This is a genomic window from Streptomyces malaysiensis subsp. samsunensis, from assembly GCF_024519315.1.
In the GTDB taxonomy this organism is placed as follows: Bacteria; Actinomycetota; Actinomycetes; order Streptomycetales; family Streptomycetaceae; genus Streptomyces; species Streptomyces malaysiensis.
In genome coordinates, this window is record NZ_JANIIC010000060.1 from 33,753 (window position 1) to 56,986 (window position 23,234).

19 protein-coding genes are annotated in these 23,234 nt (G+C 72.0%); 4 read left to right on the forward strand and 15 right to left on the reverse strand.

What is annotated here, in order from left to right:
• Nucleotides 1-21 precede the first annotated feature (21 nt).
• From ftsZ to rsmH, 12 genes are all read right to left on the reverse strand, one after another.
• Complete coding sequence (ftsZ, locus tag NQU54_RS37700) at nt 22-1,254, reverse strand: cell division protein FtsZ (RefSeq protein ID WP_257634926.1); 1,233 nt, start codon at nt 1,252-1,254, stop codon at nt 22-24.
• Nucleotides 1,255-1,529: 275 nt separating this feature from the next.
• The gene (locus tag NQU54_RS37705) at nt 1,530-2,327 is read right to left on the reverse strand and encodes a cell division protein FtsQ/DivIB (protein WP_069870174.1); all 798 of its coding nucleotides are present in this window, start codon (nt 2,325-2,327) and stop codon (nt 1,530-1,532) included.
• A 13-nt stretch (nt 2,328-2,340) separates the two neighbouring features.
• Nucleotides 2,341-3,435, reverse strand: coding sequence for an undecaprenyldiphospho-muramoylpentapeptide beta-N-acetylglucosaminyltransferase (gene murG, locus NQU54_RS37710; RefSeq protein WP_069870176.1), 1,095 nt, complete (start codon nt 3,433-3,435; stop codon nt 2,341-2,343).
• Between the two features lie 6 nt (nt 3,436-3,441).
• Complete coding sequence (gene ftsW / locus NQU54_RS37715; RefSeq protein WP_257634927.1) at nt 3,442-4,893, reverse strand: putative lipid II flippase FtsW; 1,452 nt, start codon at nt 4,891-4,893, stop codon at nt 3,442-3,444.
• A 54-nt stretch (nt 4,894-4,947) separates the two neighbouring features.
• A complete protein-coding gene (gene murD, locus NQU54_RS37720; protein WP_257634928.1) occupies nt 4,948-6,399 on the reverse strand; it encodes a UDP-N-acetylmuramoyl-L-alanine--D-glutamate ligase in 1,452 nt (483 codons plus the stop codon).
• Complete coding sequence (gene mraY / locus NQU54_RS37725) at nt 6,396-7,463, reverse strand: phospho-N-acetylmuramoyl-pentapeptide-transferase (RefSeq protein ID WP_069870268.1); 1,068 nt, start codon at nt 7,461-7,463, stop codon at nt 6,396-6,398. Before mraY ends, murD begins: the two co-directional genes overlap by 4 nt.
• Nucleotides 7,460-8,899 carry a UDP-N-acetylmuramoyl-tripeptide--D-alanyl-D-alanine ligase gene (locus NQU54_RS37730; RefSeq protein WP_257634929.1) on the reverse strand — a complete coding sequence of 480 codons (1,440 nt, stop codon included), beginning with the start codon at nt 8,897-8,899 and terminating at the stop codon, nt 7,460-7,462. Before NQU54_RS37730 ends, mraY begins: the two co-directional genes overlap by 4 nt.
• Nucleotides 8,900-8,961: 62 nt before the next feature.
• Nucleotides 8,962-10,722, reverse strand: coding sequence for a UDP-N-acetylmuramoyl-L-alanyl-D-glutamate--2,6-diaminopimelate ligase (locus NQU54_RS37735; RefSeq protein WP_069870180.1), 1,761 nt, complete (start codon nt 10,720-10,722; stop codon nt 8,962-8,964).
• Between the two features lie 12 nt (nt 10,723-10,734).
• Nucleotides 10,735-12,717: a peptidoglycan D,D-transpeptidase FtsI family protein gene (locus NQU54_RS37740; protein WP_257634930.1), complete on the reverse strand. Its 1,983-nt coding sequence runs from the start codon at nt 12,715-12,717 to the stop codon at nt 10,735-10,737.
• Nucleotides 12,714-12,926 carry a hypothetical protein gene (locus NQU54_RS37745; RefSeq protein WP_257634931.1) on the reverse strand — a complete coding sequence of 71 codons (213 nt, stop codon included), beginning with the start codon at nt 12,924-12,926 and terminating at the stop codon, nt 12,714-12,716. The genes NQU54_RS37740 and NQU54_RS37745 overlap by 4 nt, the downstream gene beginning before the upstream one ends.
• Before the next feature lie 8 nt (nt 12,927-12,934).
• Nucleotides 12,935-13,558 (reverse strand): cell division protein FtsL, encoded by a 624-nt coding sequence (gene ftsL / locus NQU54_RS37750; protein ID WP_102934316.1) that lies wholly within the window; start codon nt 13,556-13,558, stop codon nt 12,935-12,937.
• Nucleotides 13,555-14,517 carry a 16S rRNA (cytosine(1402)-N(4))-methyltransferase RsmH gene (gene rsmH, locus NQU54_RS37755; RefSeq protein ID WP_257634932.1) on the reverse strand — a complete coding sequence of 321 codons (963 nt, stop codon included), beginning with the start codon at nt 14,515-14,517 and terminating at the stop codon, nt 13,555-13,557. The genes ftsL and rsmH overlap by 4 nt, the downstream gene beginning before the upstream one ends.
• A gap of 410 nt (nt 14,518-14,927) precedes the next feature.
• On the opposite strand from rsmH, the gene NQU54_RS37760 reads away from it, so the two are divergent.
• The 4 genes from NQU54_RS37760 (at nt 14,928) to NQU54_RS37775 (ending at nt 20,564) form a co-directional block, all read left to right on the forward strand.
• Nucleotides 14,928-15,482, forward strand: a complete 555-nt coding sequence (locus tag NQU54_RS37760; RefSeq protein ID WP_257634933.1) for a beta-class carbonic anhydrase — start codon at nt 14,928-14,930, stop codon at nt 15,480-15,482.
• A 212-nt stretch (nt 15,483-15,694) separates the two neighbouring features.
• On the forward strand, nt 15,695-16,747 hold the full coding sequence (locus NQU54_RS37765) for an AAA family ATPase (protein WP_257634934.1): 1,053 nt from the start codon (nt 15,695-15,697) through the stop codon (nt 16,745-16,747).
• Nucleotides 16,747-18,135 carry a DUF58 domain-containing protein gene (locus tag NQU54_RS37770; protein WP_257634935.1) on the forward strand — a complete coding sequence of 463 codons (1,389 nt, stop codon included), beginning with the start codon at nt 16,747-16,749 and terminating at the stop codon, nt 18,133-18,135. Before NQU54_RS37765 ends, NQU54_RS37770 begins: the two co-directional genes overlap by 1 nt.
• Complete coding sequence (locus tag NQU54_RS37775; RefSeq protein WP_257634936.1) at nt 18,132-20,564, forward strand: transglutaminaseTgpA domain-containing protein; 2,433 nt, start codon at nt 18,132-18,134, stop codon at nt 20,562-20,564. The genes NQU54_RS37770 and NQU54_RS37775 overlap by 4 nt, the downstream gene beginning before the upstream one ends.
• Nucleotides 20,565-20,807: 243 nt before the next feature.
• On the opposite strand, the gene NQU54_RS37780 is transcribed toward NQU54_RS37775, so the two are convergent.
• From NQU54_RS37780 to NQU54_RS37790, 3 genes are all read right to left on the reverse strand, one after another.
• Nucleotides 20,808-21,203 carry an SCO2097 family morphological protein gene (locus tag NQU54_RS37780; RefSeq protein WP_069870194.1) on the reverse strand — a complete coding sequence of 132 codons (396 nt, stop codon included), beginning with the start codon at nt 21,201-21,203 and terminating at the stop codon, nt 20,808-20,810.
• Between the two features lie 271 nt (nt 21,204-21,474).
• Nucleotides 21,475-22,257 (reverse strand): methyltransferase, encoded by a 783-nt coding sequence (locus NQU54_RS37785; RefSeq protein ID WP_257634937.1) that lies wholly within the window; start codon nt 22,255-22,257, stop codon nt 21,475-21,477.
• A 268-nt stretch (nt 22,258-22,525) separates the two neighbouring features.
• Nucleotides 22,526-23,059, reverse strand: a complete 534-nt coding sequence (locus NQU54_RS37790; protein WP_257634938.1) for an SAV_6107 family HEPN domain-containing protein — start codon at nt 23,057-23,059, stop codon at nt 22,526-22,528.
• Between the last annotated feature and the right edge of the window lie 175 nt (nt 23,060-23,234).

Sequence of the window (23,234 nt, forward strand, 5' to 3'; positions counted from 1 at the left end):
CGTCGAGCCATACCGGACGGCTCACTTCAGGAAGTCCGGAACGTCCAGCTCCTCGGCCTGGCTGTCCGTGTAGGGGCGGGCCGGCGGGACCTGGGGGTGCGGGGTGGGCACCGGGGGCGGGGGCACCTCGGCGACCGGGGCCGGGTCCGCCGGGGCGGGCTCCTCGTCACGCGGAGTGACGCTGCCGAGCCCGCCGAAGGACGGGCGGCCGCTCTCCTGGCCGGACGAGCGACCAGACGAACTGCCCGCCCCCTCCTCGCGGCCGCCGTAGGAGCCGAGCACCTTGTCGCGGTTCTTCGCCGGCGGCTGACCGCCGTCGAAGCCCGCCGCGATCACGGTGACCCGGACCTCGTCGCCGAGCGCGTCGTCGATCACCGCGCCGAAGATGATGTTGGCCTCGGGGTGGGCGGCCTCGCTCACCAGCTGGGCGGCCTCGTTGATCTCGAACAGACCGAGGTCGGAGCCGCCGGAGATGGAGAGCAGCACGCCCCGGGCGCCGTCGATGGACGCCTCCAGCAGCGGCGAGGAGATCGCCATCTCGGCCGCGGCCACCGCCCGGTCGTCACCGCGGGCCGAGCCGATGCCCATGAGCGCCGATCCGGCCTCGGACATCACGGACTTGACGTCCGCGAAGTCGAGGTTGATCAGACCCGGGGTGGTGATCAGGTCGGTGATGCCCTGAACACCCGACAGCAGCACCTGGTCGGCGGACTTGAAGGCGTCGAGAACGCTCACCTGGCGGTCCGAAATGGACAGCAGCCGGTCGTTCGGGATCACGATGAGGGTGTCGACCTCGTCCCGCAGACCCGCGATGCCGTCCTCCGCCTGATTGGCACGGCGGCGGCCCTCGAAAGTGAACGGCCGGGTGACCACACCGATCGTCAGAGCGCCCAGCGAGCGGGCGATGTTCGCGACCACCGGGGCACCGCCGGTGCCCGTGCCGCCGCCCTCACCCGCCGTCACGAAGACCATGTCGGCCCCCTTGAGGACCTCCTCGATCTCCTCGCGGTGGTCCTCGGCGGCCTTACGGCCCACATCGGGGTTGGCGCCGGCTCCCAGGCCACGGGTGAGCTCCCGGCCGACGTCCAGTTTGACGTCCGCGTCACTCATCAGCAGGGCCTGCGCATCGGTGTTGATCGCGATGAACTCGACGCCCTTGAGCCCGACCTCGATCATCCGGTTGATGGCATTCACGCCACCGCCGCCGATGCCGACGACCTTGATGACTGCGAGGTAGTTCTGCGGTGCTGCCACGTCGAAGGCCTCTCGCCTCGAGTTACGTGTCGCCACCCCGCTGTTGCCGCGGTGCGCCGACTGATGCCGAATGGGACGGTTCCGATTGCCGACCCCAACCCTAACGCTGAAGTTTAGGGTTACCAGTGCCTCTGTTTCCCGGACTCTTCGGAACAGGACACTAAGTCGACAAGTGTCGCGCGTTCAATGAACACGCCGAACCTCCCGCTTTTCTTTTCACCCTATGTGATCACCCAGTGGGCTAGCCAACCGGGTGCTGGCCTGCCCCTATCAGGTCAACTGCGAGACACCGCGGGGGCACTCGGCGCACTGACGTCGAAGTGATCCGCGTCCGGCCGCGCTTTCATCAGGGCGGTGAGCGTCTTCGCCTTCGCTTCGCCACGCTCTCCGCTCCCCCAGGCGATGGTACGGCCTCCGGTCAGCTCCAGGGTGATCGAATCGTACGAGCGGACCCGCAGGGAACGGGTGTCCTGGCGTACCTTCTCGGGGAGTTGGGTGACCACCCGGACCGCCTCGCGGCGCAGTCCGGCCGGGCCGAAATGGCGCGAACTCGGCGACCGGTCGGCCTCCATTTCCAGCAGCGGAACCCCCTTCGGGCGCTTGCTCAGGGTGGAGAACCTCACTCCCGTGGCGTCCACTTCGTGGAACTTCCCGTCCTCTTCGACAATGGCTTCCGGCCTGCGTTCCGTCACCACCAGACTGATGGTGTTCGGCCATGAGCGGGATACGTCCACTTTCGCAATCCGGGGGACCCGCTCACGCAAGCGGTGTTCGATCGCTCCCGTGTCCACCGCCACCAACGGGGTGTTCAGCGGAACGTCGGCGGCGTCCCGCACCTCCTCGGCGGTGAGGACGGCGGTGCCGGCGACCCGCACCCGCTCGGCCCGCAGCCAGCTCGAGCCGTAGAGCAACCAGACGGCACCGGCACCGAGCAGGGTCACCGCCACCGCGGTCACCAGCAGGGGGCGGCGGCCGGGCAGCCGGAACCGGCGCCGCGCCCGGAGAATGCGTGGGGGCGGGCCGGACCGCGGTCTGCTTCGTGCGCCGCGCTCGGCGGTCGACGGTCCGGCCACGCTCCCTGCCTCCTCACGCCTGGCGGCGTGCGCTGATCGCCTCGTACACCATGCCGACCAGCAGCTCGTCGGCGTCCCTGCGGCCGAATTCCGAAGCGCGCCGGGACATCTCGTACAGCCGGTGCGGATCGCCGAGCACCGGCAGCACATTGCCCTGCACCCACTCGGGGCTCAGCTCGGCGTCGTCGACCAGCAGCCCGCCGCCCGCCTTCACCAGCGGCTGGGCGTTGAGCCGCTGTTCGCCGTTGCCGATCGGCAGGGGGACGTAGGCGGCCGGGAGCCCGACGGCGGACAGTTCGGCGACGGTCATCGCGCCCGCGCGGCAGAGCATCATGTCGGCCGCGGCATACGCGAGGTCCATCCGGTCCACATACGGTACCGGGATATAGGGCGGCATTCCGGGCATGTGGTCCACATGCGGCAGTTCGTTTTTCGGGCCGACCGCGTGCAGCACCTGGATCCCGGCGCGCTGGAGGAACGGCGCCACGGTCTGGACCACCTCGTTGAGCCGGCGCGCGCCCTGCGAACCGCCGGAGACCAGCAGCGTCGGCAGGTTCTGGTCGAGCCCGAAGGCCGCGCGGGCCTCGGGGCGGACCGCCGCCCGGTCCAGGGTGGCGATGGAGCGGCGCAGCGGGATGCCGACGTAGCGGGCGTTGCGGAGCTTGCTGTCCGGGGTGGAGACCGCCACGAAGTGGGCGTAGCGCGAGCCGATCTTGTTGGCGAGGCCGGGGCGGGCGTTGGCCTCGTGGACGACGATCGGCACTCCGAGCCGCTTGGCGGCCAGGTACCCGGGCAGCGCCACATAGCCGCCGAAGCCGACCACGCAGTCGGCCTTGGTGCGCTCCAGGATCTGCTCCGCGGCCTTGATGGTGCCGCGCAGCCGCCCGGGGACGGTGATCAGTTCGGGGGTGGGCTTGCGCGGCAGCGGTACGGCTGGGATGAGCCCGAGCTCATAGCCGCGCTCCGGTACGAGCCGGGTCTCGAGTCCACGCTCCGTGCCGAGCGCCGTGATCCCCACGGTCGGGTCCTGCCTGCGCAGGGCGTCCGCGAGGGCGAGCGCGGGCTCGATGTGGCCGGCGGTCCCCCCACCGGCGAGTACGACATGCACCGAAATTCACCGCTCTCCGGACGGCCGCCTCTTGACGGGCCGTCTCATCGTCTTCCGTCTCACCCGAGCCAGCTTCTTCCGCAAAGCAGGCTGCCGCATGGCCAGTGCCGCCCGCGCGGCGGGCTCAGCCCGCGCGAAGGCGATCAGCAGGCCGACGGCGAACATGGTCGGCAGCAGAGCGGACCCTCCGTAGGAGAACAGCGGGAGCGGAACCCCGGCGATCGGCAGCAGACCGAGCACCGCGCCGATGTTGACCACGGCCTGGGCCGTGATCCAGGTGGTCACGCCTCCCGCGGCGTACCTCACGAAGGGGTCCTCCGTGCGTCCGGCCACGCGGATACCCGCATAGCCTAGAGCCGCGAAGAGAACGAGAACCGACAGCGTCCCCGCCAGGCCGAGCTCCTCCCCGGTAATGGCGAAGATGAAGTCGGTATGCGGTTCAGGTAGTTCGCCCCATTTCTCCATGCTTGCCCCGAGTCCCGAGCCGAACCATCCGCCGTTGGCGAGGGCGTAGATCCCGTGCACCGCCTGCCAGCACTGATCGTGCGCACCGGGCTCGGTGGCGCCGATACAGGCGAGCCGGGACATCCGGTTGGCGCTGGTCTTGATCAACAGCATGCCGATCACCCCGGCGAGGGCCAGAACGCCCACGAAGAGCCGGGTGGGGGCGCCGGCCAGCCACAGCAGACCGAAAAGGATCGCCGTGAGGATGATCGCGGTGCCCATGTCCCCGCCCAGCATGATCAGGCCGAGCAGCATGCCGGTCGCGGGCACCAGCGGGACCAGCAGATGCTTCCACTGGGCCAGCAGCCGCTTGTCCTGTTTGCGGGCGAGAAGGTCGGCGCCCCACAGGACGAGCGCCAGCTTGCCGAACTCGCTGGGCTGGAGCAGGAAGGGGCCGCCGAAGGAGATCCAGTTCTGGTTGCCGTTGACCGCGATGCCCATGCCCGGGACCTGCACCAGGCACATCAGGAAGACCGAGACCGCGAGCAGCGGATAGGCGAAGGCGCGGTGCAGTTTGATGGGCATCCGCACGGCGAGCAGCATCAGCGCGCCGCCGAGCACGGCGGCGAAGAGCTGTTTGCGGAAGAAGTACGACGGTGAGAGCCCGGACTGGAGCGCCTTGATCTGGGAGGCGGAGTAGACCATGACCAGGCCGAGCACCAGGATCAGCAGCGAGCCGCCGAGGAGCAGGTAGTACGCGGTCAGCGGCCGGTCCCAGGCCCGCCTGACGCGCTGCTGGAGCCCGCGCAGCGCGTCCAGGACATTCCCCCCCGACGGGCGGCGCGGAAGCCGGGAGGCGCCCGCTGTGCCGCGCGGACGGGCCGGGGACGCCGCCCGGCCCTTGGCCCGTGCGGCCTCCCGCACCCGCGGCGCGCCACCCGGGCGCGGCGCGGACCGGCCGGTGCCGGGGCGGGCCGGCCGGGAGCGCGGGGCGGCGGGCTGGTCGGGCGTCATGTCGTATCCCCTCCGGTTTCCCCGCGCGGGCGGTCCTCGCGGGGGACCGGCGGGCTACTGATCGTCCGGGACCCGGCCGGAGGCCAGGTCATGAACCGCCGCGGCGAAGGCGTCGCCCCGCTTGTTGTAGTTGGTGAACATGTCCATCGAGGCACAGGCCGGGGCCATCAGGACGGTATCGCCCGGCCGGGCGAGCCGCGCCGCTTCGCGCACAGCCGCCGCCATCGCCCCAGTGTCGGTCCGGTCGAGGTCCACGACCGGGACATCTGCTGCGTGTCGCGCGAGCGCTTCGCCGATCAGGGCGCGGTCGGCGCCGATCAGCACGACGCCGCGCAGCCGCTTGACCGCCGTAAGGACGAGCTCGTCGAAAGTGGCCCCCTTGGCGAGGCCGCCCGCGATCCACACGATGTGCTCATAGGCGCCCAACGACGCCTCCGCGGCATGGGTGTTGGTCGCCTTGGAGTCGTCCACGTATGCCACGCCGCCGACGTCCGCCACATGCTCCACCCGGTGCGGATCGGGCCGGAAGGCGCGCAGGCCGTCCCGTACGGCCCGCGGCGGGACGCCGAAGGCGCGGGCCAGGGCCGCCGCCGCGAGGGCGTTGGCGATGTTGTGCGGGGCCGGCGGGTTCACATCGGAGACCTCGGCCAGCTCCTGCGCCTGCTTCTCCCGGTCGGCCACGAAGGCCCGGTCGACGAGGATGTCCTCCACGACGCCGAGCTGGGAGGGGCCGGGGGTGCCGAGGGTGAAGCCGATCGCCCGGCAGCCCTCCTCGACGTCGGCCGCGCGCACCAGGTCCTCGGTGGCGGGGTCGGCCACGTTGTAGACGCAGGCCACCTGGTTGCCCTCGTAGATACGGCCCTTGTCGGCCGCGTAGGCCGCCATGGAGCCGTGCCAGTCGAGGTGGTCGGGGGCGAGGTTGAGCACCGCCCCGGAGTGGGCGCGCAGCGAGGGCGCCCAGTGCAGCTGGTAGCTGGAGAGCTCGACGGCCAGCACGTCGTAGGGCTCGTCGCCCAGCACGATGTCCAGGAGCGAGACGCCGATGTTGCCGACGGCGGCGGTGCGCAGCCCGGCCGCCTCCAGGATGGCCGCGAGCATCCTTACGGTCGTCGTCTTGCCGTTGGTACCGGTGACCGCGAGCCAGGGCGGGGCATCCGCGCCGCGCAGCCGCCAGGCCAACTCCACATCGCCCCAGATGGGCACGCCCGCCTCGGCGGCGGCCAGGAAGAGCGGGCTGGTGGGCTTCCAGCCGGGGGTGGTCACGATCAGCTCGGTGCCCTCGGGAAGAGTCTCCCCGTCTCCGAGGCGGACCGTGATGCCCAGCGGCTCCAGCTCGGCCGCCTGGGCGCGCTGCGGTTCGCCGTCGCTGCCGTTGACCACGGTCACCGAGGCCCCGAGGCCCCGCAGCGCACGCGCTGCGGGGACCCCGGAGACGCCGAGGCCGGCGACGGTGACCTGCCGTCCGGCGAGGTCGGACACGTCGAGGGCGGCGGCGTCCGATGTCACGAAGCTCGCCACCCCGCGTAGAAGATGCCGAGGCCGACGATCACGCACATGCCCTGGATGATCCAGAACCGGACCACCACAAGGACTTCGCTCCACCCCTTGAGTTCGAAGTGGTGCTGGAGTGGCGCCATTCGGAAGACCCGTCGCCCGGTGGTCCGGAAGGAGCCGACCTGGATGACCACGGACATGGTGATCAGGACGAACAGACCGCCGAGGAGGGCCAGCAGCAGCTCCGTGCGGGAGCAGATGGCAAGGCCCGCGAGCGCGCCGCCGAGCGCGAGGGAACCGGTGTCACCCATGAAGATCTTGGCGGGTGAGGTGTTCCACCACAGGAAGCCGAAGCAGGCGCCCATCAGGGCGGAGGCGACGACGGCCAGATCGAGCGGGTCCCTGACCTCGAAACAGGACGCCGGGTTGGTGAGGGTCTCCGCGTTGGCGCAGGACTCCTGGTACTGCCAGACGCCGATGAAGGTGTAGGCGCCGAAGACCATCACGGAGGCGCCGGTGGCCAGACCGTCGAGACCGTCGGTGAGGTTCACTCCGTTGGACATCGCCAGGATCATGAACAGCGCCCAGATGGCGAAGATCACCGGGCCGAAGGACCAGCCGAAGTCCTGGACGAAGGAGAGCCGGTCGGAGGCGGGGGTCTGCTGGCGCGCGTCGGCGAAGTTCAGTGCCAGGATCGCGAAGGCGATGCCGACGATCAGCTGTCCGGCCATCTTGGCCTTGGCCCGCAGACCCAGGCTGCGCTGCTTGACGATCTTGATGTAGTCGTCGAGGAAGCCCACCAGGCCCATGCCGGCGAACAGGAAGAGCACCAGCACGCCCGAGAAGGTCGGCTGGCTGCCCGTGATCACCTTCGTCAGGGCGTAGGCGATCAGCGTGGCCAGGATGAAGGAGATACCGCCCATCGTGGGCGTGCCCTTCTTGCTGCCGTGCGTCCGCGGACCATCGTCCCGGATGTACTGCCCATAACCCTTGCGGGCCAGCAGCTTGATCAGCAGCGGTGTGCCGATCAGGGTCAGAAAGAGCCCGATGGCTCCGGAGAAGAGGATCTGCCTCATGCCCATGGGCCGGCGACCTCACCCTCACCGTCGAGCAATGCCTGCGCAAGCCGCTCCAGGCCGACCGACCTGGATGCCTTCACCAACACGACGTCCCCCGGTCGCAGCTCGCTGCGCAGCAGATCGACCGCTGCCCGCACGTCGGACACGTGCACCGACTCCTCACCCCACGAACCCTCGTTCTTGGCGCCCATGTCCAGCCAGGCGGCCTCCTGGCCGCCGACCGCCACGAGCTTGCTGACGTTGAGCCGGACGGCCAGCCGCCCGACCGCGTCGTGCTCGGCCAGTGACTCCTCGCCCAGCTCGGCCATCGGGCCGAGCACCGCCCACGTACGACGCCCCGGTGTGACAGCGCCCATGGCGACCAGCGCGCGCAGCGCGGCTCGCATGGACTCGGGGTTCGCGTTGTAAGCGTCGTTGACGACCGTCACGCCGTCCGAGCGCTCGGTGACCTCCATCCGCCAGCGGGAGAGCTGACCCGCCTCGGAGAGCGCCACGGCGATCTCGTCGACGGACATGCCCAACTCATGGGCGACGGCGGCCGCGGCGAGCGCGTTCGACACGTGGTGCTCACCGTACAGGCGCATGGTCACTTCGCTGCACCCGGTAGGGGTGTGAAGCGTGAAGGCGGGGCGGCCGCCGTCGGCGAGCCGGACATTCCCGGCACGCACATCGGCGTCCTCGGCCTCGCCGAACAGGACGGTACGGGCCTTGGTGCGCGACGCCATGGCGCGCACCAGGGGGTCGTCGGCGTTGAGCACCGCCACCCCGCCCTCCTCGGCCGGGGGCAGGGCCTCCACGAGCTCGCCCTTGGCCTCGGCGATCTGCTCGCGGCCGCCGAACTCGCCGATATGGGCAGTGCCGACATTGAGCACGAGTCCGATGCGCGGCGGGGTGAGGGTGGCCAGGTACCGGATGTGGCCCTTGCCGCGGGCGCCCATCTCCAGCACCAGGTGCTGGGTGGCCTCATCGGCGCTGAGCGCGGCCACAGGCAGCCCGATTTCGTTGTTGAAGTTGCCCGGCGTCCATACGGTGGGCCCGCGGCGCTGGAGCAGTTGGGCGATGAGGTCCTTGGTGCTGGTCTTGCCCGCGGAGCCGGTGAGCGCCACCACGGTGGCGCCCAGGCGCTCCACCACGGCGCGCGCGAGCACTCCCATGGCGGCGATCACATCGGGCACGACGATCGCCGGTACGGGGGCGTCCGGCGTGCCGACGGGGCGGGCGGCCAGGACGGCCGTGGCGCCCGCCTCGACCGCGCCTCGCGCGAAGTCGTGGCCGTCCACGCGCTCCCCGGGGAGCGCGGCGAAGAGGCTGCCTGGCCGCACCTCACGGGAGTCGATCACGACGGGGCCCGTGACCTTCAGGTCCGGGTCCGGTATGTCGTGCGGCTGTCCACCGACTAGGCCGGCGATCTCGGTGAGGGACAGTGCGATCACTGATCACCTCCGGCCGTACGGGAGAGCTGCCTGGAGGGGGCTGGTGCGCGCATGGCGGTCTGTCATCCCTGGTCGTCTTGGTGTTTGTCCCGGTGCTGTGGGCTCGCCCCGGGGCGCGTGGCATCGCGCCCGTGGGCTCGCTCACTGAGCTCGATGGCTTCGCGGAGTACCTGGCGGTCGTCGAAGGCACGGACCACGCCGGCGATGTCCTGGCCCAGTTCGTGCCCCTTGCCCGCCACGATGACGGTATCGCCCGGCTCGGCGCGGGCGACGGCGGCCGCGATGGCGTTGGCCCGGTCCTCCTCGACCAGCACATCACCGCGTTCGTGGGCGGGCACCTCGGCGGCGCCCGCGAGCATGGCGGCGAGGATCGCGAGCGGATCCTCGGAGCGGGGGTTGTCGGAGGTGAGGACGGCCGTGTCGCTGTACCGGGCCACCGCGGCGCCCATGGGTCCGCGCTTGAGCCGGTCGCGGTCCCCGCCGCAGCCGAGGACGGCGTGCAGCTTGCCGTCGGTCACCTTACGGAGGGCACGCAGCACCGACTCCACGGCGTCGGTCTTGTGGGCGTAGTCGACGACCGCGAGGTAGGGCTGGCCCACGTCGACCCGCTCCAGCCGACCCGGTACACCGGGGACGGCGGCGATGCCGTCCGCGGCCGTCTGCGGGTCGATCCCGGCGGCGGCGAGCGCCACGACGGCGGCGAGCGCGTTGGCCACGTTGAAGGGGCCCGGGAGGGGCGCCGCGGCCCGTACGGACTCACCGTTCGGGCCGACGGCGGTGAAGGTCGAGCCGAGCGGGCCGACCTCGACGTCCGCGGCGCGCCAGTGGGCGTCGGGGTGGCCCTCGGCGGAGAAGGTGGTGACGGGCACCTCGGACTGCTCGATCAGGCGGCGGCCGTACTCGTCGTCGTAGTTGATCACTCCGGCGCGGCTGCGGGCCTTGGTGAACAGCTGGGCCTTGGCCTGGAAGTAGTCCTCCATGCCGGAGTGGAACTCCATGTGCTCCGGGCTGAGGTTGTTGAAGACCGCGACGTCGAAGACGCAGCCGTCGACGCGGCCGAGGACCAGGGCGTGGCTGGAGACCTCCATGACGACCGAGCGGACGTCGCGCTCCCGCATGACCGCGAACAGGGCTTGCAGATCGGTGGCCTCGGGGGTGGTGCGCTCGGACTTGATGCGCTCGTCGCCGATGCGCGTCTCCACGGTGCCGATGAGACCCGTAAGGCCGCCGTCGTGCTTCGCGGCGGCCTTGAGGCCGCCTTCGATGAGGTAGGCGGTCGTGGTCTTGCCCGAGGTGCCGGTGATGCCGATCTGGAGCAGGTCGCTGCCCGGCTCGCCGTAGATCGTGGCGGCCAGCGCGCCCATCCGGCCGCGCGGGTTCTCCACCGCGAGGACCGGCAGTCCGGTGGCGGCGGCGCGTTCGGCACCGGCCGGGTCGGTCAGCACCGCGACCGCGCCGAGGTCGGCGGCCTGGGCGGCGAAGTCCGCGCCGTGGAGGCGGGCACCGGCCAGCGCGGCGTACACATCGCCGGGGCGTACGGCCCGCGAGTCATGGGTGATCCCGGTGACCGCGGCCCGCTCCGACGCTTCGGGGGTTTCGACGCCCAGCTGATCCGCCAGCTCCGCCAGCGGGATCGGGCGGACCTGGAGGGGACGGGGCGCTCCCGGGTATTCCACAGAAACGTCCTTCTGAGGGGTTTGGGACTGATCAGCTTGGGGCACGGCGGTGAGCGTACCCGGGACACCCGCTCCCCCGCGAAATGAGTCGGAGAAGAGGGGCCCCGCCGGACCGTGGTTCCCGGGGTCCGGCGTGATCGTCATCACTGCTGGGTCCGCTCACTGGCCCGGGTTGTAGCTCACGGGGAGCCGTTTGGGCTGCTTCCCGGACGGCGGGACCTGAAGGGCCTTGAGGCCGAACTCCATGACCTTCTTGTAGACGGGCCCGCAGACCTGGCCGCCGAAGTAGCTGCCCTTGGTCGGGTTCTGAACGGCACAGTAGACGGTCAGCCGCGGTTTGTCGGCCGGGGCGAAGCCCGCGAAGGACGCGGTGTACCCGCGGTAGCGGCCGGTCTTGGGGTCCACCCGGTTGGAAGTGCCGGTCTTGCCCGCGACAAGATAGCCGGGGATCTTGGCCTTGGTGCCGGTGCCCTGCTGGTCGTCGACGACCGACTCGAGCATCTCGGCGAGCGTCTTCGCGGTCTCCTTGCTGACGACACGCGTCTTCTCGGGGGCGGGCGCGGCCGTGAAGTCGCCGTCGGGCCCCCTGGAGCCGCGGACGAGGGTGGGCGCGATGCGCTCGCCCCCGTTGGCGATGGTGGAGTACACCGAGGCCGCCTGGACGGCGTTGAGCGACAGCCCCTGGCCGAACGGGATCGTGTACTGCTGCGAGGCGCTCCAGTCCTGCGGCCGGGCCAGGATGCCCGGGGTCTCGCCGGGGAAGCCGAGCCCGGTGGGCCGGCCGATCCCGAACTTGCGCAGGTAGGAGTAGAGGATCTGGTTCTTCTCGGCCTTGGTCTTGCCCAGCTGCTCGGTGGCGAGGATCGTGCCGATGTTGCTGGACTTGGCGAGCACGCCGTTGAGCGTGAGGTACCAGGTCTGATGGTCGATGTCGTCGGCGAAGGCCCGGTCGGCGCGCGGCAGCCGGTTGGGGACCACCACATGGGTGTCCCAGCGCGCCACGCCCTCCTGGAGGACGGCGGCCATGGACATCAGCTTGCTGACGCTGCCGGGCTCGTACGCGTCGGAGACGGCGGCGTTGCCCAGGGCGTCGGCGTTCGTGGTGGTGATGTCGTTGGGGTCGAAGCCGGGGGCGTTGGCCAGCGCCAGGAGCTGTCCGGTGCGGGTGTCCTGGACGATCACATAGCCGCGGTCGGCCCCGGACTTGCGGACCTGGTCGGCGATGGCGCTCTGGGCGGCCCACTGGATGTCCCGGTCGATGGTCAGCTCGAAGTCGCTGCCGGGGACCGCGGGCTGCTCCTTGACGTCGCCGGTGGGCACCTGGTGGCCGCCGGACTGGGCGTAGACGCGCTTGCCGTCCTTGCCCCCGAGCTTCTTGTCGAGCTGCTGCTCGAGCCCGGCGGCGCCACGGCCGTCGGCGTCCACGAATCCCAGTATCCCGGCGGCGAGGTCCCCGTTCGGATAGACCCGCTTGCTGTGCGCCTCACGGTTGACCCCGGCCAGGACATTGGTGCCCTTGCCCTTGGCCGCCGCGTCGTCCAGGGCGCTCTTCAGGTCCTTGATCTGGTTCCAGACCTGCGGGGACTGCTGCCGGGCGAGCACGACGTACTGCGACGCGGGGTTGTCGGTGAGCTTCTTCTCCAGGTCCGCCGGCTCCTTGCCGAGGATCGGCGCGAGCAGGGCCGCGGCCTGGCGCGGCGCGTCATGGGTCTTGGCCGTCTTGGGCGCGAGGAGGTCGGGGGCGGCGGTGATGTCGTACGCGTCCACCGTGGTGGCCAGGTCGACGCCGTTGCGGTCGGTGATGGAGCCGCGCTCGGCGGACAGCTTCACCGGGATGTAGCGGTTGACGTTGGCCTTGGCCGAGTAGGCGCTGGCGTCGACGGCCTGCACCTGGAGCAGCCTTACGACGAAGATCAGCATGACGAGGGTGAGGCCGAGGCTGATCAGTCGCAGCCGGGGGCGCGGGCTGCCCAGCCGAAGCGCCGGGGGGCCACCGGGGCGCGGGCGCTGGGCCGGGCGGCCGGACGACCCGCCCTGGCGCTCGCCGGGGCGGCGTGCCGCGGCCTGGCGCGGGCGGCGGTCACCACGCGGCCCGGCGGGGCCGGGCACCCCGCGGCGGCGGGGGTCCCTGGGCGCGGTCACGCGACGGCCGCCGTCTGCTCGGTGGCGGTCACCGGTCCGGTGGTCATCCCCGGCTCGGCGGCCGCCCGCGGCCGGGTGGCCGTCCCCGGTCCGGCTGCGGCCGTCCACGGCTCGGCGGTGGCCGTCCACGGCTCGGCGGCCCTCCACGGCGCGCGGGCGGTCGTCCGCGCGGGCGGGCCGGGCTGGGCGCGGGCTGGGGATCGCGTCACCGTGTCACCTACTGAGGGTCCGGGGTGGCCTCCGCGGAGGCGGAGACGGAGGCAGAGTGGGAAGCCGAGGCCGAGACGCCGGTGGGCGGCGCCCACGGGGTCACGGAGGGCGTGGCGGACGCCGTGCCCGCGCCCGCCCCGGACGGGGTGGCGGTCGGCGGCGCCGGCGGTGCGAGGACGGACGGGGTGGGCGAGGACCCGTACCGGGTGGACGCCGCCTCGGACGGCGCGGGGTCGGGCGCGGACGGCAACACCGCGCCGGGGGCGCCGAGCACCGAGGGCTGCCCCGTGACGGGGGCGGGCACCCCGCTGACCGAACCGTCCGGATTGAGGAAGACCGGGTTTCCGCCGGGCACCATCCCCAGCTGCCGGGCGCGCCGCTCCAGTTCGGCGGGGGCGGAGAGCTTGTCGACGTCCTGCTGGAGCGCCTGGCGCTCGTCGGTGAGCTCGTTGGTCTGCTTCTCGAGCTTGCTGAGCTCGAACGACCCTTGGTTGAGGGAGGAGTTCAACAGCAGCAGAGCGATCAGGCCGGAGCCGAGCAGGACCACGACGAGCAGCACGAAGGGTGTGCGCCTGGCCGGGGTGGCCCCCGGCACCGGCCGTCCTTTCGGCCGCGTCCCCCGCACGCTCATGGGCCGACCTCCTCCCGGATGCGCTCCGCACCCCGGAAGCGGGCCGGGGTGGCCCGGCGGTTCTCGGCGATCTCCTCCTCGGTGGGCAGCTCGGCGCCACGGGTGAGCAGCTTCAGCCGGGGCTGGTAGCGCTCGGGGATGACCGGCAGCCCGGGGGGCGCCGTATGGCTGGCACCGGCCGCGAACACCCGCTTGACCAGGCGGTCCTCCAGCGAGTGATACGACAGCACGGCGATCCGCCCGCCGACCGCGAGGGTCCTCACGGCCGCCGGAATGGCCCGCTCCAGAACCGCGAGCTCGCCGTTGACCTCGATCCGCAGCGCCTGGAAGGTGCGCTTGGCCGGATTGCCGCCGGTGCGCTTGGCAGCCTGGGGCAGCGCATCACGGATCAGCTCGACGAGCCGGGCGCTGTTGGTGAAGGGCTCCTTGGCGCGCTCGCGCACCACCGCGTCCACGATCTTCTTGGCGAACTTCTCCTCGCCGTACGCCCGCAGGATGCGCACCAGCTCGCCCGGCGGGTAGGTGTTGAGCACCTCCGCCGCGCTGACTCCGGTGGTCTGGTCCATCCGCATGTCCAGCGGGGCGTCCTGGGCGTAGGCGAAACCGCGCTCGGCCTCGTCCAGCTGCATGGACGACACGCCGAGGTCGAAGAGGATCCCCTGGACGCGCGGGACGCCGAGCCGGTCGAGGACCTCCGGCAGCTCGTCGTAGACCGCGTGGACCAGCGTGGCCCGATCGCCGTACGGGGCGAGCCGCTCACCGGCGAGCCGCAGCGCGGACGGGTCGCGGTCGAGGGCGATGAGCCGGGCCTCGGGGAAGTCTCGCAGCAGCGCCTCACTGTGGCCGCCGAGGCCCAGGGTGCAGTCGACCACGACCGCGCCGGGCTGGGCGAGAGCGGGTGCCAGCATGTCCAGGCAGCGCTGGAGCATGACGGGAACATGGAGAGCGTTGCTGCTCATTGCGCTGCTCGTGCGCCCTTCTGAGGATCGGGCGAGGATGATACGCACCTCCTGGGTCCCCGCCCGCTCTGAAGGGGAAGAGGTCTACTGGCGCCGGGGAAGTGACGTCAGGCGACCGGAGCGGGAGGAGGCCGAGGGGTACGTACGCACCGCGCTCACGCGAAATTCCGGGATCCGAGGGGAGCGTCTCGCCTCCCACTTCGCGCCACTTTAGTCCACTCGTCCCTTCGGTCAACCAACCGGCCAGCGCGTCCCGCCCCGGGGGTGGCATCGCCTCCCTCGGGCCCCACACCACGAGGTGCGGGGGGTTGTGGGCTGTCTCACATCACCCCTTCGGCCCACCCCGTTGCCCTCTTTTGCCCTACCTAAAGAGAAGACAAAATCCGCTGGTGAAAGGTAGCGTCGTCATCATGTCGATATCAGCGCCGCAGCCGAATCCGTCCACCGACCGCGACGCCCGCACGGGAGACACGGTCACCGACCGCCTTGTAGAGGCCAACCGCAAATACGCCGAGCAGTTCGCCGACCCCGGGATGGACGCGCGGCCCGTGCGGCGCGTCGCCGTCGTCGCGTGCATGGACGCCCGTCTGGACCTGCACGAGGCACTCGGCCTGGAGCTGGGCGACTGCCACACCATCCGCAACGCGGGCGGTGTGGTCACCGACGACATCATCCGTTCCCTGACCATCAGCCAGCGGGCGCTCGGGACCCGCAGCGTCGTGCTCATCCACCACACCGGCTGCGGTCTGCTGAACCTCACCGAGGACTTCCGGCATGAGCTGGAGGAGGAGGTGGGCCAGCGTCCGCCGTGGGCGGTCGAGGCGTTCAGGGACCTCGACGCGGATGTCCGCCAGTCGATGCAGCGGGTGCGCACCTCGCCGTTCCTGTTGCACACCGACGACATCCGCGGCTTTGTCTTCGATGTGACGACCGGTCTGCTGCGGGAGGTCACGCCGCGAAGGTGAGGGACCGCTGAAGGGATTCAGCGCCCGAACTCGTACAAGCGTGACAAATAACCCCGGGTTATCCACAGCCGAGTGACGCGAGGCCGCGGAGACCGCAAGAATGCATAGGTGACATCGTCCCCCGCAACCACGCGGGGGACAGATGCCAGCGTTTGCGGTGGGCCGGTCCGTTCCGAGGGCAACGGCCCTGAGAACGGGCCGAGGAGGGCCGGGTGACGACCTATGACGAGCGAGCGAGCCTCAGCGATCTGACCACCACAGCGGAGCGGATCCGCCGGTCGGTGGAGAGTGTGATCGAGGGCAAGCCCGAGGTCGTGCGGCTTTCGCTGACCGTGCTGCTCGCCGAGGGGCATCTGCTGATCGAGGACGTCCCGGGCGTGGGCAAGACGATGCTGGCCAAGGCGCTCGCGCGGTCCATCGACTGCTCCGTGCGGCGGATCCAGTTCACCCCGGATCTGCTGCCGTCCGACATCACCGGCGTGAGCATCTTCGACCAGCAGCGCAAGGAGTTCGAGTTCAAGCCGGGCGCCATCTTCGCCCAGATCGTGATCGGCGACGAGATCAACCGCGCCTCGCCCAAGACCCAGTCCGCGCTGCTGGAGTCGATGGAGGAGCGCCAGGTCACCATCGACGGGGAGAGCTACGAGCTGCCCGACCCCTTCATGGTGGTGGCCACGCAGAACCCGGTCGAGATGGAGGGCACCTATCCGCTGCCCGAGGCGCAGCGCGACCGCTTCATGGCCCGTGTCTCGATCGGATACCCCAGCCCCCAGGCCGAGCTCCAGATGCTGGACGTCCACGGCGGTGTCTCCCCGCTGGACGACATGCAGCCCGTCGCGCACGCCCATGAGATCGTCAAGCTGGTCGAGGCGGTGCGCTCGGTGCATGTCGCCGAGGCCGTCCGGCGTTACGCGGTGGACCTGGTGGCCGCCACCCGCAACCACCCCGATCTGCGGCTGGGCGCCTCGCCCCGCGCCACGCTGCATCTGCTGCGGGCGGCCAAGGCGTCCGCCGCGCTGGCCGGGCGGGACTTCGCGCTGCCGGACGATGTGCAGTCCCTCGCCGTCGCGGTGCTGGCCCACCGGCTGCTGCCCACCGCGCAGGCCCAGCTGAACCGGCGCACCTCGGAGCAGGTCGTCACGGACATCGTGCAGCGCACCCCGGTGCCCACCTCAGGCCCGCGCGGCACGGGTGGGATGCCACCCATGCCGCCCATGCCTCCGGCCGACTACGGCCGGCCGCAGCCGGGCGCCCGGAGGCTGTGATGGCCGCAGGGGGGACGGACATGGGCCCCGAGGGGCCCGGTGCCGACGAGCGCTCCGGCGGACTGCGGGCCGCCCTCGCCGGTCTGACCACCCGCGGCCGTTCCTTCCTGGCCGCCGGGATGGCCGCCGCGGTGTGCAGCTATGTGCTGGGCCAGGCGGATCTGCTGCGGGTGGGGCTGCTGCTGGCCGCGCTGCCGCTGGTCTGCGTGGCCGTGGTCCACCGCACCCGGTACCGGGTGGCGGGCAGCAGACGGCTCGCGCCCGCGCGGGTGCCGGCGGGCTCCGAGGCCCGGGTGCATCTGCGGATGGACAATGTCTCGCGGCTGCCCACCGGGCTGCTGATGCTCCAGGACCGGGTGCCCTATGTACTGGGGCCGCGCCCCCGGTTCGTGCTGGACCGGGTGGAGCCGGGCGGGCGGCGCGAGGTGTCCTACCGGGTCCGCTCCGATCTGCGCGGCCGATATCCGCTGGGCCCGCTCCAGCTGCGGCTGAGCGATCCGTTCGGGATGTGCGAGCTCACCCGCACCTTCAGCGCCTACGACACGCTCACGGTGGTGCCCCGGGTCGAGCCGCTGCCCCCGGTGCGCCTGACCGGCGAGGCCGCGGGGTACGGGGACGGGCGGCACCGCTCGCTGGCGCTGGCCGGTGAGGACGATGTCATCCCGCGCGGCTATCGCGTCGGCGACGATCTGCGCCGGGTGCACTGGCGGTCCACCGCGCGCTACGGAGAGCTCATGGTCCGCCGCGAGGAGCAGCCGCAGCGGGCCCACTGCACGGTGCTGCTGGACACCCGGCGCACGGCCCACTACGGCTCCGGGCCGGACTCCGCCTTCGAATGGGCGGTCTCCGGGGCGGCCTCGGCCGCGGTCCATCTGCTGGAGCGGGGCTATGCGGTCCGGCTGCTGACCGACACCGGAAGCTCGGTGCCGGGCCCGGACGGCGGAGGCGGTTTCGCCGGTTCCACCCATGACTCGGCGGAGACGGCCGGGCTGATGCTGGACACCCTCGCCGTGGTGGACCACTCCGACGGCGGAGGGCTCTCGCCCGCCTTCGAGGTGCTGCGCGGCGGCGGTGAGGGGCTGCTGGTGGCCTTCCTGGGCGATCTGGACGAGGAGCAGGCGGCGACGGCCGCCCGGATGCGGCACCGCACCACGGCCGCGGTGGCGTTCGTGCTGGACGGCGCGGCATGGTCGCGCGGGGCGGAGTTCGGCGGCGCACAGGAGCTGGAGGAGCCGCTGCGGCGGCTGCGCGAGGCGGGGTGGACGGCGCTGCCGGTCGGCCCGGGGGCCTCGCTGGCCCAGCTGTGGCGGCAGGCCGACGCACAGGGCGCCACCCGGGCGGACGCCGGAGGTCCCGCGGTCGGCGGTATGACAGGGAGCTGGACATGAGTGGGAGCGTTCGGCTCGCGATATGCGCGGCGCTGGCCACGGTGGCGGCGGCCTGTGCGCTGCTGCCGTTGGTGGATCCGGCGAGCTGGCTGTTGCAGGCCGTCCTGTTGCTGGCGATCCAGAGCGCTACGGGCGTGGCGGTCCGCCGGGTGCCGCTGGCCCGCCCGCTGACGGTGGTCGCGCAGGCCGTGGTGACGCTGCTGCTGCTCACCCTGGTCTTCGCGCACGACCAGGCGCTGGGCGGGGTGCTGCCCAGCCCGCAGGCCCTCCACGAGTTCGCCCTGCTGCTGCGCGACGGCGCCGACGACGTGGGGCAGTACGCGATCCCCGCGCCGCTCACCGACGGCATCCGGCTGATGCTGGTGGGCGGGGTGATGGCGATCGGCCTGGTGGTCGACGCGCTCGCGGTGACATACCGCAGCGCGGCCCCCGCCGGACTGCCCCTGCTCGCGCTGTACTCGGTCGCGGCCGGTCTGTCCGACGACGGAAGCGACTGGCTGTGGTTCCTGCTGGCGGCGGCCGGCTATCTGCTGCTGCTCCTGGCCGAGGGCCGGGACCGGCTGTCCCAGTGGGGCCGGGTCTTCAGCGGCGGCGCCCCGCATCCGTCGGGTATGCCGCCCTCGGGCCTGGCCGGGGCCGGCGGCAGCCCGGCGCTCGCCCCGGTCCGCACCGGCCGCAGGATCGGCGTGCTGGCGCTCGGCATCGCGCTCGCGGTGCCCGCGGCGCTGCCGTCCCTGGACGGCGGGCTGCTGGACCGGCAGGGCGGCGCCGGCGGGGCGGGCAGCGGCGGTGGCACCATCTCGGCGGTCAATCCGCTGGTGTCGCTCCAGGACAGCCTGAACCAGCCGGAGAACAAGGAGGTGCTGCGCTATCGCACCTCCTCGCAGACCACCCAGGACCTCTATCTGCGGATCGTGGCGCTCGACCGGTTCGACGGCACCTCGTGGAAGTCGTCCGAGCGGCATGTGACCGATGTGCCGGACCAGCTTCCCTCGCCGTCCGGGCTCGGCCCCTCGGTCCAGGTCTCCTCGATCGACACCTCGATCTCGGCCGCCGACTGGTACGCGCAGAACTGGTTGCCCCTCCCCTACCCGGCGTCCAAGGTCGAGATCGACGGGCGCTGGCGCTACGAGCCGGAGGGCCGCACGCTGGTCGGCGACCGCGGCCAGACCACCCGGGGCGCGCGCTACCGGGTCACCAGCCTGCTGGTGGAGCCGACGGCCGAGCAGTTGGCGGACGCACCGGCCGCCCCCTCGCGGCTGCGGAGCGAATACACCAAGGTGCCGGACTCTCTGCCGTCCGTGGTGGCCCATACGGCGCGGGGGGTGACCGCCGGCGCGTCCAACGCGTACGAGAAGGCGGTCAAGCTCCAGGACTGGTTCGCGGTGAGCGGAGGGTTCCGTTACAACACCCAGGTGCAGTCCGGCAGCGGCTCGGCCGCCATCGTCCGGTTCCTGAAGCAGCGGGAGGGCTTCTGCGTCCACTTCTCCTTCTCGATGGCGGCGATGGCCCGGACGCTGGGCATTCCGGCGCGGGTGGCGGTCGGGTTCACCCCCGGCACCGCTCAGGCGGACGGCTCGGTCTCGGTGGGCCTGAAGGACGCGCACGCCTGGCCCGAGCTGTACTTCGAGGGTGTGGGCTGGACGCGTTTCGAGCCCACCCCGAGCCGTGGCACCCAGCCCGACTACACCATGGAGCAGACGCCCTCCGGCACCCCGACCGACGAGCCGACGACCGAGCCCAGCGAGACCTCCGAGCCGACGGCCGCGCCGACCGCGTCCGACAGCTGCTCCCCGGAGATGAAGAAGCTGGGCACGTGTGGAGGCGCCGCGGCCCAGCAGCCGGACAACGGCGCCTCGGGCGGGGGCTGGTCGGCGACCAAGGTCACCAGCTGGAGTTCGCTGGCGGTGCTGCTGCTCGTGGTGCCCCTGCTGCCGATGCTGTGGCGGCGGCGGACACGCACCCGCAGACTGGACGGTTCGGGCGGGCGCACGGAGCAGGACGCCACCGACCGGATCCTCGCCGCATGGCGTGAACTCACCGACTCGGCCTGGGACTTCGGCGTCATGCCGGACGATTCGCTGACCTCGCGCAGGGCGGTGGCCCGCATGGTGCGGATCGCCGGGCTCGACGACGAACCGGCCCAGGCGGCGCAGCGGGTGGCCACGGCGGTCGAGCAGGTGCTGTACGCACCGCATCCGCGCCCGGCCGCGGGCGTCGCCGACGACGTCCGGCTGGTGGTGGCCGGTCTCCGGGCCAAGGCGGGGCGGCGGGAGCGGCTGCGGGCGCTGCTGGCCCCGCGGTCCGCGGCTCAGGTGGCGTGGGCGGCCGGACAGCGCTGGTCCGCGCTGGTCGAGCGGTGGGGAGCGCCCCGCTGGGCCCGCTGGGCCGCCCAGCTGCGGACCCCGCGCGGCGAGCAGGAGAGCTGATCCCCGGGCGGCCCTGAGCCCTGGCGGCTCCAGGGCCGCGAGGCTCAGGCCGCGGGTTCAGGGCCGCGAGGCCACAGCACGCCCACGGCCACGGCCCACAGCCACAGCCACGCCCACAGCCCACGGCTACTCCACGGCTGAAGGGCACCGGCGCGGAAGGACACAGCACAGCGGAAGGGCACAGCACAGTTGAGGGGCGGTCGCCAGTCGGCGACCGCCCCTCAATCGTTCATCCCTGAATTCTCAATGGCCCTGCTCATCGCGGCGCCGCTGCCACCGCTCCTCGATACGCGTCATCATCGAACGGCGCTGACGGCCCTGACGGCGGGGAGCCGCCCCGCCGCCTCCTTGCTGCGCCTCGCCGGGTTTGGGAGCCTTACGCCAACCGGTCACCGCGAGCACCGCGCATCCCAGCATGATCAGGAAGCCCACCACGCTGATCCAGATCTGGGGGACGATCACTCCGACCATGAGGAGTGCGATACCCACCAGAAAACCCGCGACCGCCTGGTAGACCCGTCGCCGGGTGTACGTGCGCAGGCCGCTTCCCTCAAGCGCTGTCGCGAACTTGGGATCTTCGGCGTACAACGCTCGCTCCATTTGCTCGAGCATGCGCTGCTCGTGCTCCGAGAGCGGCACGGAGTCCTCCTACTCGTCGGTCGCGGGGGGCGACCGGGGTGCGACCCTTTCAGGATAGGCAGGGAATCGCCCCCGTGAAACCCGCCCCTCAACGCCAATTCGCCCACCCCTTCGGGCGTGGCGAAAGTTGACGCTGAGACGTCCATTCCCCTCCCGCCGATTGGCCATGCCGGACGGTGTACCCCGATCATACGGCGCCGGACGTCCAAGCGGGTCTCCTGTGGCCGACTCCACCTGCACCGCCCGTCGTCCGGTGGGGCGGGAGGAGCGTTCAGTCCCGCTCGGCGAGAACGTGCAGCTGAGTGGCGACCGAGCGGAAGGCGGGCAGTTCGGCGGCGGCCTCCTCCAGCTGCAACAGGGCGTCCAGCGCTCCGGGCTCGGTGTCCACGAGCACGCCGGGGACAAGATCCGCGAAAACCCGCACCCCGTGCACCGCGGCGATCTCCAGACCGGCCGCGGTCACCAGCTCGGACAACTGGTCGGCGGTGAAGCGGCGCGGCATGGGGTCTCCGGAGCCCCAGCGGCCCTCGGGATCGGTAAGCGCTTGCCGGGCCTCGGTGAAGTGACCGGCCAGGGCACGGGCGAGCACGGCGCCGCCCAGGCCCGCGGCAAGCACGCTGAGGGTTCCGGCGGGACGTAGGGCCGCCGCCGCGTTCCGCAGGCCCTCGGCGGGGTCGTCCACGTACTCCAGGACGCCATGGCAGAGCACCACGTCGTAACCGCCCCGCTCGACCACGTCGAACAGCCCGTGGACATCGCCCTGGACTCCGCGCACCCGGTCGGCGACCCCGGCCTCGGCGGCCCGCCGCTCCAGCGCGAACAGCGCGTTCGGGCTCGGGTCGACCACCGTGACGTGGTGGCCGAGGCGGGCCACGGGGACGGCGAAGTTGCCGCTGCCGCCACCGGTGTCCAGGACGTCCAGCGCGCCATGCACGGCCTCGCCCCCGACCGCCTCCCGGCCCGTGGCCTTGGCCCGCCGTTCCAGGGCGTCTTTCAGGACCTCCCAGACCACGGCGGTACGGAGGGACGCACGGGGGCGCTGCGGGTCTGACACGGCGGGTGGCTCCTCGGCGCGGTGCCGCCACCGCCCGGAGGCGGTGACGACGGCTTACTGACGTCGGCGCTCCCAGCCTATTGCCTCCATGGGGCCGGGTGCTCCGAGGCGGCCGAAGGACCGCCCCGGAGCGGACACGGGCCGTCCCCGGCCGGATACCGACCCGCGCTGGGGCGGCCGGGGCCGCCCTCCAAGCGGATACCGGGGCGACCGGAGGGCCGCATTCAGACTCCCGCCGGGCCCGGCTCAGGCTCCCGCCGGGCCCGGCTCAGGCTCCCGCCGGGCCCGGCTCGTCACCCGGTGGGCTCTGATGGGGCAGGGCGGGCTGCAACATCAGCATGCGCTCCACCAGCCGCAGGAACATCGAGGTGGCACGCAGCAGATCGTCCGCGTCCCGCCGGGTCGCCGCGCCCTCTATCCCCGCCTCGGCGCGGGCCCGGCGCTCGGCGCCGGAGGCGAACAGCGCGCTCCACTCGGCCAGTTCGGGAGCGACCTCCGGCAGCACCTCCCAGGCGCTGCGGATCCGGGCGCGGCGGCGCGCGGTGGGCTCGGGGCGGCCGTGCACGGCGAGCACCGCGGCGGCCGTGCGCAGGGCGGCCAGATGCGCGGTCGCGAAGCGCTCGTTGGGGGTCCCGAGTGTGGCGGCCTCTTCCAGGCCCTGATGGGCCTGGGTGAGCAGGCCGACGGCGGCGGGCGGGGCGGACGCGCGGCGCAGCACGGGGTGGACATCGCTCGCGGGACCGGTCAACGAGGGGGCAGGGGCGGCGGCACGGTGCCGGCGCGCTGCGGCGGTACTGGCCATGACGAACCTCCTGTCGTCGCGTGGCGGCCGGTCATGTGGTAGAGCGACCGCCGTATGGGCCCATCCTGGGGCACACCACTGACAATCGGCTCTGACCAGCGCGAACGACCCCGACACCAAGCCCCGCTTCACCATGCCCCATACTATTTTTGCACTGACCAGTCAGTTCAAAACC